Source organism: Acinetobacter sp. V116_7 (genome assembly GCF_056735735.1).
Genome location: NZ_JBWZIF010000012.1, coordinates 49210 through 62460, shown reverse-complemented (window position 1 = coordinate 62460; position 13251 = coordinate 49210). Strand labels below are relative to the sequence as shown.

Below are 13251 nucleotides of genomic sequence, written 5' to 3'. Positions count from 1 at the left end.
TTTTGATAGAGAGGCCGTAAGAGCGTCTAGATTAATTGGTCTAATAGTGAGAAGGTAAAAAAACACAGATTTACCAAAAATTAAGAAAGAATGGTACTAATAAAAACTAAGTATCTTTACAGCAAATTGTCATCTATTCCCTTTAGCATAACTGTTAAAATAAAACAAATAGGGATGGTTTTATCGTTCCACAAAACAATGTATAATGTTCCACATCTTTAAGTGGCATTTTTAGGAGGTTGCTATGACTACAAAAAAAATTAGCCCAATGCAAACCCTATATACAAAGCTACAGAGTCTAGGATTTCCCCAAAAAACGATTAAGCAGCTTCTGCCCGAATGGTGGAATGATGATATTGCTAAGACACCTGCTGGTTTGCAAGAAGCATCATTAATATTATCTAAGTACTTAAGTATCCGATACAGTAGTTTGGTCGGCGAAGGTCAACCATGTTTTAATTTACCTCAACATAAATTTAAACATGCTAAAAATGTTCAGGAACATGATTTAAATAAAGCTGTTGTTCTTTCTTCTCTTGCTGGAAGACTGACATTGGAAGCTTATGACTCACCTTTAGCTCAATTAGAAAGTTTATCTGCTCAAAGTATTCGTGAAACATTACTTAGTCGAAATTTTCCATGGATAAACTTTAATATCTTACTCGATTATTGTTGGGAAATTGGTATTCCTGTTATTTTTGTGGAGAATTTACCTTCACCTAAAATGCAGGGATTAGCCTTACAGTTGGATAGTCGGCCTGTTATTATTCTTACAAGTAAGCATAAGCATGGTTATTTAGTTTTTCATTTAGCGCATGAATTAGGGCATATTATTTTAGGGCATGTTACAAACGATCACTGGATTATTGATGAAAAAATTAATGAATATAGTGATGAAGATAATGAACAAGCCGCTAATAAATTTGCATTAGAATTATTGACTGCTAGTGGTGATGCCGCATATAAGTCACAAAGTAAGTTATATCCAAGTACCTTAGCAAGTTCTGCATTAAGCCTAGGGCGTGATCGTAAGGTGGATCCATTCCACATTGTTTTGAATTATGGGCATACAAATAAGTGTATGCCAACTGCGAATAGTGCATGCCAAACCTTAGTAAAAAAACTAAGTCTTAGTGAATCCGATCAAGAAATTGCAAAATCAACTTTTATGCAATACGTTGATGTAGATCGCCTTGATGATGAAAAAGCTTTACGCCATCTCATTGGGGTGTAAATGTGATTGTATTTGCTGATAATGATATTTTAATTAAATTAGCTGGTTGTGATTTACTTATCCCATTCTGTGAAGCTCTACAAATACAGGAAAATAACTTTTTTGTTACACCTAGTGCAAAATTCGCGATTCCAAAACAAAGCCGAAAGAAATTGAGTGACCCACAGTCTCTTCAACAATTAACTGAATTTCTTGGACGTACAAGTACTATTCAAGAGGCTATACCACAGGCTGAACTCTTAGATGAATTAATCGATACTCCAAACATTGATGGCGGCGAAGCTCAATTAATACTTTCAGTTCATAATCAGCCCACCTCTAAACTTGCTACGGGCGATAAGCGTTGTTTAGCATCGCTATTAAATACACCATCTTTAAGCGAAATTGCAAATAGCTTAACTGGTCGTGTCTATACTTTAGAACTAGCTATGCTTATTCTTATTGATAAATTAGGTTTTGAGGCTGTAAATCAAAAAGTAATACAGCGGTGTGTAGAAGATGGTACATTAAACCTCGCTTTTGGTGATCAGAGAGCTGTTGACCATGCAATTGAATGTTTATCTTCTTACTGCTCTGAATTAAAATTATTATTGGCAGAATCTCATTTATTAAAAAGTATCTAATTCAATCAGATCAAGAGAACTCTCAGATTAAGCATAAGAGTTGTACTTCCTTATTCTGGATAATACTTATCGTTAAACACCTTAATAATGCAGTATTTTGAAAGAAGTGCTATCAGTTTATCAGCAATGGACGATCAACTTTTATATTAAGTTTTCTTTTATGCTCAATTTTTATCAATTGATGGATTTTAGAAAATTAAAATATAGCCGTTAGAGTGATCAAAAGGCTGTAACGGCTATCGATTTTTAATAAAGCTTATCTAGATACTTTTATCATGTATTCAGTCTTAACTTTTTCAAAAATATATTCATAGTATGCATCATGATTATTTTTAATTTCGATACTAACGATGTCACTAACACGTTCATCTCGAATCCAAAAATCTCCATCAAAGATGTAGCAAGTGACCCTAATGAATGGAAGTTTTCTACCATCTGCTTTGTTTGGAGCACTGTAATAAGGGGCTGATTTTACAAAGAAGTACCCAATGACAAATGGTAGTTTTCTACTTAGTTCTAGCAATGCTAAGAATGATGCTTTTGATGAGAAATGTGTATCTACAACTTCAATTGCAACAAATGGGTTGTGATTAGTACAATTCAACGTATTAGGTCTACCTAATAAATCAAATCGTACATAGCCATTTTCTGATACAGCGAACGAAACTTCATCCTTCCATTCATAATCTTTTATAGTTTTAATAGTATGAAGTTTTTTATCTGTAAAGCTACGGAAGAAATAGGATTTTAACTTTAGAGACGGATTCGCCTTTAAATATGAGAGAAGACTCTTAATGGTTCGATCATGTTCTTGAGAGTCTTTCTGTCTGTCTAGATTATGTCGTACAACACCTTTTCTATAGAAATGAGGTAGATCCTCTCTATTTCTAATGAATAATTCATAATTACAATCTTCTGAATCATATAATTGCTGAGTTCTAGCAAGTGCTAATTTTTCTGGATCTCTTAACTCCTGCGGTGTAATTGTTATCCAAATATCGTCTTTTTTATATGAAGCTTGTTCATGTAAAGGCATATTTCTATCTTTTTCCTTGTGAATGTCAGCATTAAAGTAGCTCAAAATTTAATGGTAGAACAACAAGTAACCGAACATTTACGACAGCTTATGACGTTTATGATTTTTGATAAGATTTATAGGAAGGATAAAATAATTTTATTTATTTAAAGAATATAAATGAAAAGCTAGCTAATTTTTTATAGTTAAAAGACCTGTATAAATTTCACTTATGCAATTTGTTATTAAGTAAAATAATTACTACGTGGGACTATTATGGAAGTTTCTATTTGCTCGGCAATGTCCCTTCCAGAAATTCGTCGTACAGCAGAGGCAGCTATAAATTGAGCTGAAAGAGCTAAAGAAATAACTTCTAATCTAGTCAAATTTGTTTCACGATAGCGGTCACTTACATAATCAGGAAATTTACTTAACATCGTTAGTATTAACTGATCATCTCTATGACTTTTCTCTTGGATCATTCGTTGTGCAAGCTTAACAAGATTATGTCCAAATAATTTTGAGTTTCTTAAATCTTTCTCAGGAATCCCAAGATATAAGAGAGTGCCTTTAATAGCTAATTCGACAGTTAAACAGATAGGTTGGAGTATTGGACTGCTAATTGCCCCTGTCTGACAAAGGCTTTCTGCTACTAACTTTAACTGCTCAGATGCGAGCCCCCAATATGTTTTAGAGGTGTTGTCACTTTCATCTATACCATAGAAAAGATCATACATATCAGCAAAAGCGAAAGCAGATCGGTTAGCAATTTCTAGGCTTCCACGACACCACTTACTCCATTCTTGATGGTTAGAAAAACCTAATCCTTTATCGATAGAAATATTTACTGAGCCAAATATGACGGCAATAGTTACTTTTTTAACTTGATCAACAGATGCAACTAAACCTGTTCCCATACCAGGCCAAGTATATTTTACTTCAGGAATAAGACGTTCATATGCTTCTTTAATTTCTATTACTAAAGGATTTTCCATAAAATTTATAGAAAAGTTTTTACCAAGAATCTCTTTAGCTGCTTGAAGTGGACGGGCATGAAATGGAATACCTTCTTTTGCAAAATTTTCGTCTACTTTAAGAATATCGGCATTTGTAAATTTCATCATATCCCCAGTCTTTAACTTAGCTTTTTCCTCATGGAAAAGTTATGAATATAATATATGAAGACAGTTGAGTTTGAGCTAATGAGTAAAATCTTTTACCCTAATAGATTTCCCCATTTTTATTAAATATTAATATCAAGATATAGTATAGAGTGAAAAAATCTACTATTAATATAGCTTAAGAGGTTAATTTATATAGAAGATATACAATGATCGATTTACCAACTAATCAAAAATCATTAGAAGAAGCTTTAAATTTAAGTGAAGAAATACTTGATGGAATAGAGTTGGGAGAGGCTTCTTTAGTAAGTTGCACTTTAAAAGCCAGTCGATTGGCTAGACTACTTAATGACTTTGATCATCAGAGAATTTTTGCTTTTGAAAGTAGTGGTTACCCTAATACTCCTAATGGGGTAAGTCCTGACATTTGGAAACTTTGTCAAAAAGCTAAAAGAGTATATACAGTAAAAGAAACTAAGGATGGTGTTGAAAAAGAGGAGGAATATACAAGGCTTGATTCTCTTGGAGCTGTAGAGACAGAAATTGAAGCATTAAAAGAAAATTTACGAGTAGCCTATGATCCCAATATATCACTGAGTTCAGCCAATCCCTCCCAGTTTGTAGGTTTAGGGAAAACAGGAAATGCAGATGAAAGGCAGAAATTGAGAACTCGTATTTTACAACTTTCGAAATTATTAAATGAAAGACGGGCCTTTCTTTATGATTATGTCGCTAATAAAAATTATGAATTAAAATATTCAAAAATTACATCAGATATTTTCTCTCGAATTAGAGGAATTGTTGACTCAAAGATAGGAGATCTTATACCTCTTTCAGTTCAAAAGTTTTCATCTGTTTATGAAAATTTAAATTCGGAAAATACTGAAGATTGGTCTAATGCAGTACATAGTTGTCGTAGAATTTTACAGGATACAGCTGATGTAATTTATCCATCTAGAGAAGATAAGGTTATAGATTTAGGAAATGGTAAATCTAAAACTATTAAGCTAGGTCCAGATAATTATATCAATAGACTAATTGCATTCGTTGAGGAAAACACTGATTCCAAAAGATTTGAAGAGATCGTTGGTTCTCATATGAAATATTTAGGAGAAAGATTAGACGCAATTTTTCAAGCAGCTCAAAAAGGATCACATGATATAATTTCCTCTAGAGAAGAAGCAGATAGGTATGTGATTTATACTTATTTAGTTATTGGAGATATTTTATCTTTAGATGATGGAATTCAAAACTTAAAACATGAATCAATGGTTTCATAATCTACTCAGAATTTATATAAATGAGTAGCTAAGAAATGGCACATAGTGTGCCGTTTCTTCTTAACATCAATCGATATCATCTAATAGTGTATCTTCATAACCTGTACGAGCGTTATACCTTATATTGTTAATCGTGATGAATTTTTTCTGCCTAACTGAAACATCATAAAAGCTATACCCAAACGCTGTTAAGTTTAAGAATTTAATTTTCTTATGCTTGTAATGTTTCTTGTCATTAAAAATTTTTACGTGACAATACTTCTTAAGGAAATTGATAGATTTCCCGTCTTGGAAAAAGATCGAATCATCATCAAATACTTCAATGTACTGAGACGGATACTTTCTTAGTGTTTCAAGAAGAGGCTTTGTGTTAGAAATTCTTTGAAGTGCTGTATTCATTAGCTGCGTAATATCATAATAGCTGTGAGTTTTATTTCTAAAATCTTTTCGATCAAAAGCTTTTCTTAAGTGCTGGATGACGCTGAGGACTATAGGGTTATTTTCATATTCATGAGATATCTTAATAACATGATTTGTTCTATTTGCTATAAGGCTTTCTTGTACATCTTTCAGATTATCTAACTTTTCTGAAAGAATCATGGCTTCATCAAAAATACCTTTATAGATAGGTTCCTCTTCTATCTCATAATAAATACTGTCATCATCAAATATTGAATCCTCTATTTTTTCTCTTAGGTTTTTAAAGCCTTTAGTAGTTCTTAGGCACTCAAAAAGTAGATCTATGACTTTTGGAATACCTTCCTCACGACGATCTTTTAATGTTTTCTCACTCTGTTCAAAAGCATTCCTTATTGCTTCAGGAATTAATCCATCTGAATTGATGATCTTGACTGTTCCATTTGGTAAAAGCTGTAATAGCCGATATTTAAGGTAATTGAGATTGCTATAGCATTGCTGAATATCTAATCGATAGAAGCGAGCCACGATACTTGCTGTATTGTGCCTGATAATATTGTTATCTGACCAAAACCCTTTACATTCGATGAGGTCAGTTGTCAGACCGTTCATGATTTGGGTTTTATCAATTTTAGTATTAATAATATCCGAAAATTCTTTGAACTTTTCTTTATCTAATGAAAGTTCTATGCCATGTAAAAAAGCAATCAGTCCCATATAGTTACTTTTATTCGATTTCCTATATTTTGCAAATAGCCTTTCGCAATTAGTTTCATAATCATCAATCGGGCTAGGTAAGTGAATATATACAGGTGGTGTTGCTGTCCGTAATCGTCCTATGAATTGTACTATTTCTTCTGGATGAGCATTGTTGCCAATAATATGTACACTATCGACCTCATCATTACTATTCTTTAGGTTAATTGCCTCATCTAATATAGAAGTACAAATGACTACATCAAATTCAGTGTTAATACGCTCAAGACTCAATAAATCCATACAGCTATGACTAGTAATCTGCTCACGATTAATCAGTTGGGTTTTATATCCTTTTTGCTCATACATCTCTTTGACTTGATTGGCTAACTTGATGTCATTAACACGTGCAATGACTACCTTTTTCACATTTTGTTTGCGATTTTTTTCTAAACGTTTTTGTACTTCCCATATCCATGAGAGAGGTTCTGCCGTTTGAGGATTAATAATCCTGATACTTCTTTTATTATTAGATATTTTTGAAAAACTATAAAAGTGACTGATTTGAATATCTAATTTTTCAAAAAGATACTTGGTTAATGTTGCCGTTAGAAAGAGTACATGATCAAATTTTTGAGATTGAATGATGTGCAGTATGGATTGAATAGCCTGTTCCCTATAGTAGCCTACGGCATATAGTTTTTGAGCTTCATCTACGACGATGACAGCATCCTTTGATAAGTGAGGAGCGAATTTAGAAAATTGATCATAGGTCATTACCAAATGTTTTTTGGTAATCGACTTAATTTCATCTTTAGGTATATTTTTCTTACCATGAATAAAAACGAATCGATCACTTTGATATAGGTCTTCTAACTGTTTTACTTGTGCGACTAAAGGGCATAAGAGAATAACTTGCTTCGACTCTGATAAGGTTTCTAATACATAGGAGCTTTTGCCTGTTCCAGTACCTCCAACAATTAAAGTATTTCCATGTAGTAGTGCTGGGATTTCATCAGCAATAAACTGCTTAGAATTAAGATGAAACTCTATTGGTTTAGGTAAATTTGACATAAAAAATCCTCTGGATATGCCTGTAAGGGCATATCCATTCAAAATTTAAAATAAGTGAGAAGAGGTTTAACTAAGCGACATTCGCCGTTGGAATTGGGTGAGTACTCTGGGCACGTATAGCAGCAGCAACTTCCTCTGAAGCTTGTTTCAATGTGCTGGACTGTAAATGTGCATAGCGCTGAGTAGTCTGTGGTGAGGCGTGACCTAACAGGTGCTGAACGACATATAGGCTTTGGCCACTGTTCACAGCTAAACTGGCAAAGTTATGCCTTAAGTCATGGATACGGATATTTCGAATCGAAGCAGCTTTCATGATGCGTTGGAAGGTCTTTCGCATGTCGTTAAACGGTTGACCTGTCATCGGGTTCGCAAAAATAAATACATGCTGCCGTGATAATGAATGCAGAATCGTTAGTGCATCCTGATTCAAAGTAATACGTCGAGCCTTTCCAGACTTGTTTTCACCTAAAAGCCAAACACCTGTAGTGAGATCAACATCAGCCCACTTCATGTCCATTGCTTCACGCTTACGTACTCCTGTAAGCAGTAAAAACTTGACGATAGCGACAATAATCAAGTTGTCTATGCCATGCTGATGCGGTGCATTCAGCACATCCATTAAACGCTTGATCTCTTGAGCATTGAGATAACGCTCAATCTGATTATTTTCCTTAAATTTAGCTACCTTGCTTACAGGATTAACCTGTATCAAGTCATGATTAATTGCCATGTTGAACATGACAGAGAGCAGTGCCCGAACCCGATTGATTGAGGCATTCGTTAAGCCTTTTGAACGAAGTTCAGTCAATAGCTTATTGAGCATCCCAGCATTGATATCTTCAAACGGATAATCTCCAATGACTGGTAAAATATGCATTCGTAATTTTGCTTCATCATCCTTATAAGACTTTTTACGCATCTCAGCACTTGGCATATAGATCATTAAAGCAAACTCACGCAATGTATTTGCAGGTTTTACCTCATCTTCGAATGGCGCTAGGCCTTGAGCGATTCGTTGATGAAATCCTTGCATTTGAGAGATCAGTTTCTCTAAGTTTTGGTCAAAATCAGCATGAGAAAATGTACCTAAACTTTTTGAGATTTTCTTACCTTGAAAGGTTAAACGCGCTAGAGTACGTACGTGGTGTGCTGTAATCACAAAGCGTAATCCAGTCACTTTTAGGTCTGGACGATACTTGCGAATATCAAACTCTTTACCCGATTCAAATTGGTTGAGTTGGGTATTTTTCTCTAAAAACTTTACCATTTTTTGGTCCTTCTATTGATGTGCCAAAAAAATAATATGTGTTTAAAAAAGGGTTAAAAAACCAATATTTATTTGATTTTTTAAATCCTGTTTGTTGATTCGATTTAATTAATCTAGACAAAAATAAGGCGTACTAATCCCTGATCGTTAAACCATAAATTCATTACTTACAGAGAAAGTACGCTAGGGGAAAGTGAGTTATGGCGTTGTAAAATTACAACTTAAAAAAGACCTTGATGTATCGGCAAAGTCATCAGGAGATTTCGTTAAATTTAAACGAAAAGAATTATCAGGAGCATCTGCTAAATCAAAAAATTTATAGATAGTTTTAAATATTAATTTATCACTTTTATCAAATAAATATAAAACGAAGCCAGATAATGGATCATCTTCTTTAATACGATAATCAAGAAAAATAAGTGTAGAGGGATTAGAGTGGGAAAGCATTATCTCTAAATCGTCTATACAAAGGGGATTAAAACTTTCACCTTTCACGTTTCTCCAAACTTTTTCCTGCCAGTCTAAGCCTATCATTGCATTACAATTATTTTTCTTAATAAACTTAGACATATGATGAGACAGAGTCCACATAATTTGTGATAATAAATAATCAACGAACATACTTTCTGCTTGTGAAGACTTATTATATGCAATATTGCAGGTAGCTTTAAGATCAGGAAATCTAAGAGACTTCTTACTTATTTTTTTTGTAGTAGATGATAAATATCTTAAGTTTCTGCTGATTAACTTATTATTAAAAACATCTTTAATCTCTTCATCATAGAAATAGTCATAAAGTATTTTTTTACCAACCTCTGTAACATGATATTCATGTAGTAATAAGTCATCTGTATCTTCATAAAAATCAGGGTAATTTTTAGGTTGAGGAGTGATGTACATAATAGTGTTCCTTTAAATGGATTGGGGAGGCTTGAGCTAAGAAATAAATTCTTCATTGAATGCTCAAGTTGGGCCACTATAACAAATATAGTTTTTTACCTATAGTTGGGTGTATTTCTTTATAATTAATTGATATTTTTAAATAATTATTGTATTTTTAAATATCAATACAAAGGAGAATATCGGAGTTTAAGCTTAATAACTCACCATCAAAAATTGGTCCTCTTCCAGTTTTTAGTGAAGGAATAAACGTACCTTTAGTTTTGTAATTTTATGTAAATGTATTCTAATGAAAAAAGAAATTGAGAAATTCTTGTCAGAACGTTATGCAGAAGAAAAGGAAACTAGTGCACAAAGATTACGAGCATTTTTTCCTGAGTTATCAAGAAAAACTGCTTACAACTATATAAAGAAATTTAAAGCGAACAGAGAGCATGGTATACCTTTGCAAAATAAGAGGCAGAGGTTAATTTCACGAAAAAAGTTTGCCGAATTTATGATTGAGTTATTAAAAAATGAAGGTTTTAGGTCTTCAAAAGATTTATATGAAAAAGTACTTAAGATTAATGGAATATCTCGTTCAACGTTTAATTCTTATTTTAAGGAGTTTAGAGATAAACATAAGCCGAATCGAAAGAAATATAAAAGAGTTATTTATAAAAGCAAAAATAAATTTATAGGGTTTTATACGGTAAAAAGACAATCTAAAAAGAACCAAGACAAAATGAAGAAATAAAGATCTTCGGACTGCTAAAACGTTTGCCTATTTATTCTTAAAACTCATTAGTATTTGATTGATGTGTCTTAATAAAAAAAGACCTTAAGCTATTAAAGCTTTAAGGTCTATCAACGGTTCTGTTAGTAATCACTTGGTAATAGAATTGTTGTTAATGTCCTATCTGCCTCAGTGATAACCCAAATTTTCTCATTGTCAAAATTGTAGCTTGAGAGAATCCGGAGATCCTCAATCAAGGCCTGTTCATTTGCTTCACGGTCAGGTTCATCTAAATCACCCCAGTCGCCATGTTGATGTCGATGAAGTAAATCGAAAGGAGTAATGTATCTTTGAGTCATGAACTCTACTGCATTTTTAGTAGCCACGACTTGTCCCAAAGCGAATAAGATATGCCTTGTCATAAAATAGCCTTAGATAAAAATTAGTAAAAGGTTTGGTAGGGGAGTGTGCTGTAAACAGCTTTAGATCGCTGTCAAAGAATGATTGTCGAATATGTCTTCCGGAACATAGATTAATATGCCTTCATTATCATTGAGCAATACATAAACCTCATACCAGTTCTCTTTCTTTTCGATATATTCCACTTCACCTAAGTGAAGCTTATCGCTAAGGCTAAAGGTCAGATTGGCAAGTGGTTCAGATAAATCAGATTCATCTTCACAAATAATAAACCACCCATGTAGGGTGGCTTGATAAGGTTCATTATACTGTTGCTCTAAAGTCAGGATGTGATTGGAAATATTTTCCTTAATCGCTTCATTCTCTAGATGTGATAAATCATCTTTGGTCTTAATGCATTTCATCATGCGTTTCTTCCCCAACTTCGGATCCGATAGATTGATTCTTAGGTTTTGGACCACGTTTGGCAGGAATCTTAGTCACTATATTCTCTTGAATATCAGTTTTACCTACCATTTCTTCAAGGCGAAGAGGCCATAATTCATATTCCTCTATCACTTCCAGTAAACGGGCTGTTTGGGGATGTAAGCGAATAACCTGTTGATCAACTAAAACTGCACCCAAGAAACTATAGTTATTGACTGATTTGCCAATGAATAAGCCTTTCAAGGCAGTTGCATGGAAGGGCTTCCCTGACTGCAATAATTCTTTGATCGTTTTGAGGATGTCATCTACCTTGATGAGTTCAGAACTAAATCCACCCGATGATTCATTATGGCTCAAAGCAATACCAAGAGATAAATCCTCATTGTCTTGCCAAAGTTGATAATGCAATTGACCTTTAGAGCGTTCAGAAAGCTTGTTGCAAATAAAGGTTTTGATGAGGGTTTGATTCACTTTGTCGAATACACGTTGTTGCATGTTGAAATTCCTTAGAAATAAAAAATCCCGATGACCTGTAAAGATCATCGGGACTAATAAATTGATAATAGATTTAGTTATCTGCGCTGTTCAACCTTTTGTACTTCACGTTGTACGCAAGCATTCCAAGGGGGGGAGCTTTCAACATATTGAGAGCAATTTTTCAAAGCACCCATAGAAGCCTGTTGCATAGTGCCAAGCATTTGCCCATATGCATCAAGATCAGCAATTGAGACATCACCTGCACGTTTGGTTTGAGTCGTAGACTGACGTTGGGTAGTTTGTTCAGCTTTCCTTTGCTGTTCCAATGCTTGTTGAGCGCGAAGTTCCTGCTGCTTCAACACTAAATATTCTTCTTTAGTATTAAAGTCAGCAAAGCCAGTAATTTCTCCATCAGCGTTATATTTCAAAGCTCGCCAGACAGTTTTACCTTTTTCAGTTACAGGGATAATACCGTCAGGCGAACTTATGATTCGTTGAGCCATTTCCTGTTGTTGCTGAGCTTGATAAGAAACCACCAATTCATTAGCAGAATTAGCAACTTGTTGAACATCTGGATTACCAGAGAATGTAGCTACTGCAGTCAGTGCAGAGCTAAGTAAATTTGAAAACCCCATCTTTATGCACCTTATATTTTCTCGTTAGAAAGTGAAGACTTAGTTCTGATTTCAGGATTAGTTACATATTACATGTATCTATATTGGGTACAAAATATATTGTATCGATAATAGGTACATGACAGCAAGTATTAATACCCCAGAAATGCAGGCTTTAACTAAGTGGTTGAAGCAAATGCGGGAAGAACAACATCTCACTATGCGAGCATTAGCTGAACGCATGGGTAAACCGCACTCGTATATTCAAAAGGTTGAACAAGGTGAACGTCGGTTAGATGTTGTCGAGTATGTGTGGTATTGCCGAATACTTGGAATTACCCCAGAGGAGGGGTTAGAGCAGATTAGGCAAGCGATTCCAGCATAAAAAAATTGATATGGATCATAATAACTATTAAGAAGAGACCTATTTGTTTTGGTCTTGAGGATCAAGATCAATTAAGCGAATACCCTGATAAGGGTCAATATTCAAGGCTTGGCAATAATAAATAAATTCAATGACCTCCAAGCGATAATCACCATGTTCCACATCTTCAATGTATTGCAAAGGTTTTCCAAGCTTATGAGCTAATTGCTGTTGAGTCAGCTCATTGAGTTCACGTTGCTGTTTGAGCCACTCTTTCAAAGCTTTCATTTTCATCTCCATGTACTTAGATCATAACCCCAACTACAGCATGTAGTTTGGTGAGAACATGCGTATCTTGGTCATTGCAGATACGAATAGCATGTGCAATGGATTGAATTTGTGGATGAGGAATTGATGCAAGGATGTCGGAAACAGTATCAAGCTCAGGAAAGTATTTCTTCATGGTCACTCCTTGGTTAATAGACCATGTAGATAATATCTATGCAAATTCAAGACAAATACAGAAACAGTTCTCTCCATCCATAAGAGCCAAGCGATTTTCACCCCATAAAAAGAGTGGTTATTTTAAAGAAAATCCCCACAACCAT

General features: G+C 34.1%; 16 protein-coding genes. 5 read left to right on the top strand and 11 right to left on the bottom strand.

The window, feature by feature from the left end:
• The first annotated feature begins 244 nt into the window (after nt 1–244).
• Nucleotides 245–1234: an ImmA/IrrE family metallo-endopeptidase gene (locus AC1PJP_RS02960; protein ID WP_479766510.1), complete on the top strand. Its 990-nt coding sequence runs from the start codon at nt 245–247 to the stop codon at nt 1232–1234.
• A gap of 2 nt (nt 1235–1236) precedes the next feature.
• On the top strand, nt 1237–1857 hold the full coding sequence (locus tag AC1PJP_RS02955) for a hypothetical protein (RefSeq protein WP_479766509.1): 621 nt from the start codon (nt 1237–1239) through the stop codon (nt 1855–1857).
• Between the two features lie 256 nt (nt 1858–2113).
• On the opposite strand, the gene AC1PJP_RS02950 is transcribed toward AC1PJP_RS02955, so the two are convergent.
• Nucleotides 2114–2893, bottom strand: coding sequence for a hypothetical protein (locus tag AC1PJP_RS02950; protein WP_479766508.1), 780 nt, complete (start codon nt 2891–2893; stop codon nt 2114–2116).
• 224 nt (nt 2894–3117) lie between these two features.
• Nucleotides 3118–3996 carry a HEPN domain-containing protein gene (locus AC1PJP_RS02945; RefSeq protein WP_479766507.1) on the bottom strand — a complete coding sequence of 293 codons (879 nt, stop codon included), beginning with the start codon at nt 3994–3996 and terminating at the stop codon, nt 3118–3120.
• A 206-nt stretch (nt 3997–4202) separates the two neighbouring features.
• Between AC1PJP_RS02945 and AC1PJP_RS02940 the strand changes: the two genes are divergently transcribed.
• Complete coding sequence (locus AC1PJP_RS02940; RefSeq protein WP_479766506.1) at nt 4203–5273, top strand: AbiTii domain-containing protein; 1071 nt, start codon at nt 4203–4205, stop codon at nt 5271–5273.
• 66 nt (nt 5274–5339) lie between these two features.
• Here the strand turns inward: AC1PJP_RS02940 and AC1PJP_RS02935 are convergent, their stop codons facing one another.
• The 3 genes from AC1PJP_RS02935 to AC1PJP_RS02925 all read right to left on the bottom strand — a co-directional run bounded on the left by AC1PJP_RS02935 (nt 5340) and on the right by AC1PJP_RS02925 (nt 9627).
• Nucleotides 5340–7460 carry a DEAD/DEAH box helicase gene (locus AC1PJP_RS02935; protein ID WP_479766505.1) on the bottom strand — a complete coding sequence of 707 codons (2121 nt, stop codon included), beginning with the start codon at nt 7458–7460 and terminating at the stop codon, nt 5340–5342.
• 70 nt (nt 7461–7530) lie between these two features.
• Nucleotides 7531–8727 (bottom strand): tyrosine-type recombinase/integrase, encoded by a 1197-nt coding sequence (locus tag AC1PJP_RS02930; protein ID WP_479766504.1) that lies wholly within the window; start codon nt 8725–8727, stop codon nt 7531–7533.
• Nucleotides 8728–8925: 198 nt separating this feature from the next.
• A complete protein-coding gene (locus AC1PJP_RS02925) occupies nt 8926–9627 on the bottom strand; it encodes a hypothetical protein (RefSeq protein ID WP_479766503.1) in 702 nt (233 codons plus the stop codon).
• A 289-nt stretch (nt 9628–9916) separates the two neighbouring features.
• On the opposite strand from AC1PJP_RS02925, the gene AC1PJP_RS02920 reads away from it, so the two are divergent.
• On the top strand, nt 9917–10363 hold the full coding sequence (locus AC1PJP_RS02920) for a hypothetical protein (protein ID WP_416088515.1): 447 nt from the start codon (nt 9917–9919) through the stop codon (nt 10361–10363).
• 122 nt (nt 10364–10485) lie between these two features.
• Here AC1PJP_RS02920 and AC1PJP_RS02915 read toward each other — a convergent pair whose 3' ends face one another.
• The 4 genes from AC1PJP_RS02915 to AC1PJP_RS02900 form a co-directional block, all read right to left on the bottom strand.
• A complete protein-coding gene (locus AC1PJP_RS02915) occupies nt 10486–10764 on the bottom strand; it encodes a type I restriction endonuclease subunit M (protein WP_479766502.1) in 279 nt (92 codons plus the stop codon).
• 60 nt (nt 10765–10824) lie between these two features.
• Nucleotides 10825–11166: a hypothetical protein gene (locus AC1PJP_RS02910; RefSeq protein ID WP_479766551.1), complete on the bottom strand. Its 342-nt coding sequence runs from the start codon at nt 11164–11166 to the stop codon at nt 10825–10827.
• Nucleotides 11153–11683, bottom strand: coding sequence for a hypothetical protein (locus AC1PJP_RS02905; protein ID WP_479766501.1), 531 nt, complete (start codon nt 11681–11683; stop codon nt 11153–11155). The genes AC1PJP_RS02910 and AC1PJP_RS02905 overlap by 14 nt, the downstream gene beginning before the upstream one ends.
• Nucleotides 11684–11760: 77 nt before the next feature.
• Nucleotides 11761–12300, bottom strand: a complete 540-nt coding sequence (locus tag AC1PJP_RS02900; protein WP_202744875.1) for a hypothetical protein — start codon at nt 12298–12300, stop codon at nt 11761–11763.
• 118 nt (nt 12301–12418) lie between these two features.
• On the opposite strand from AC1PJP_RS02900, the gene AC1PJP_RS02895 reads away from it, so the two are divergent.
• A complete protein-coding gene (locus AC1PJP_RS02895; RefSeq protein ID WP_198307419.1) occupies nt 12419–12664 on the top strand; it encodes a helix-turn-helix domain-containing protein in 246 nt (81 codons plus the stop codon).
• Between the two features lie 39 nt (nt 12665–12703).
• On the opposite strand, the gene AC1PJP_RS02890 is transcribed toward AC1PJP_RS02895, so the two are convergent.
• Nucleotides 12704–12931: a helix-turn-helix transcriptional regulator gene (locus AC1PJP_RS02890; RefSeq protein WP_202744874.1), complete on the bottom strand. Its 228-nt coding sequence runs from the start codon at nt 12929–12931 to the stop codon at nt 12704–12706.
• A 16-nt stretch (nt 12932–12947) separates the two neighbouring features.
• The gene (locus tag AC1PJP_RS02885; protein WP_004839860.1) at nt 12948–13106 is read right to left on the bottom strand and encodes a hypothetical protein; all 159 of its coding nucleotides are present in this window, start codon (nt 13104–13106) and stop codon (nt 12948–12950) included.
• Nucleotides 13107–13251 lie beyond the last annotated feature (145 nt).

Excerpts from the sequence above, each read along its gene's own strand:
- AC1PJP_RS02960 (WP_479766510.1), top strand. The coding sequence starts at position 245 with ATGACTACAAAAAAAATTAGCCCAATGCAAACCCTATATACAAAGCTA.
- AC1PJP_RS02950 (WP_479766508.1), bottom strand. The coding sequence starts at position 2,893 with ATGCCTTTACATGAACAAGCTTCATATAAAAAAGACGATATTTGGATA.
- AC1PJP_RS02945 (WP_479766507.1), bottom strand. The coding sequence starts at position 3,996 with ATGATGAAATTTACAAATGCCGATATTCTTAAAGTAGACGAAAATTTT.
- AC1PJP_RS02940 (WP_479766506.1), top strand. The coding sequence starts at position 4,203 with ATGATCGATTTACCAACTAATCAAAAATCATTAGAAGAAGCTTTAAAT.
- AC1PJP_RS02935 (WP_479766505.1), bottom strand. The coding sequence starts at position 7,460 with ATGTCAAATTTACCTAAACCAATAGAGTTTCATCTTAATTCTAAGCAG.
- AC1PJP_RS02930 (WP_479766504.1), bottom strand. The coding sequence starts at position 8,727 with ATGGTAAAGTTTTTAGAGAAAAATACCCAACTCAACCAATTTGAATCG.
- AC1PJP_RS02925 (WP_479766503.1), bottom strand. The coding sequence starts at position 9,627 with ATGTACATCACTCCTCAACCTAAAAATTACCCTGATTTTTATGAAGAT.
- AC1PJP_RS02920 (WP_416088515.1), top strand. The coding sequence starts at position 9,917 with ATGAAAAAAGAAATTGAGAAATTCTTGTCAGAACGTTATGCAGAAGAA.
- AC1PJP_RS02915 (WP_479766502.1), bottom strand. The coding sequence starts at position 10,764 with ATGACAAGGCATATCTTATTCGCTTTGGGACAAGTCGTGGCTACTAAA.
- AC1PJP_RS02910 (WP_479766551.1), bottom strand. The coding sequence starts at position 11,166 with ATGAAATGCATTAAGACCAAAGATGATTTATCACATCTAGAGAATGAA.
- AC1PJP_RS02905 (WP_479766501.1), bottom strand. The coding sequence starts at position 11,683 with ATGCAACAACGTGTATTCGACAAAGTGAATCAAACCCTCATCAAAACC.
- AC1PJP_RS02900 (WP_202744875.1), bottom strand. The coding sequence starts at position 12,300 with ATGGGGTTTTCAAATTTACTTAGCTCTGCACTGACTGCAGTAGCTACA.
- AC1PJP_RS02895 (WP_198307419.1), top strand. The coding sequence starts at position 12,419 with ATGACAGCAAGTATTAATACCCCAGAAATGCAGGCTTTAACTAAGTGG.
- AC1PJP_RS02890 (WP_202744874.1), bottom strand. The coding sequence starts at position 12,931 with ATGAAAGCTTTGAAAGAGTGGCTCAAACAGCAACGTGAACTCAATGAG.
- AC1PJP_RS02885 (WP_004839860.1), bottom strand. The coding sequence starts at position 13,106 with ATGAAGAAATACTTTCCTGAGCTTGATACTGTTTCCGACATCCTTGCA.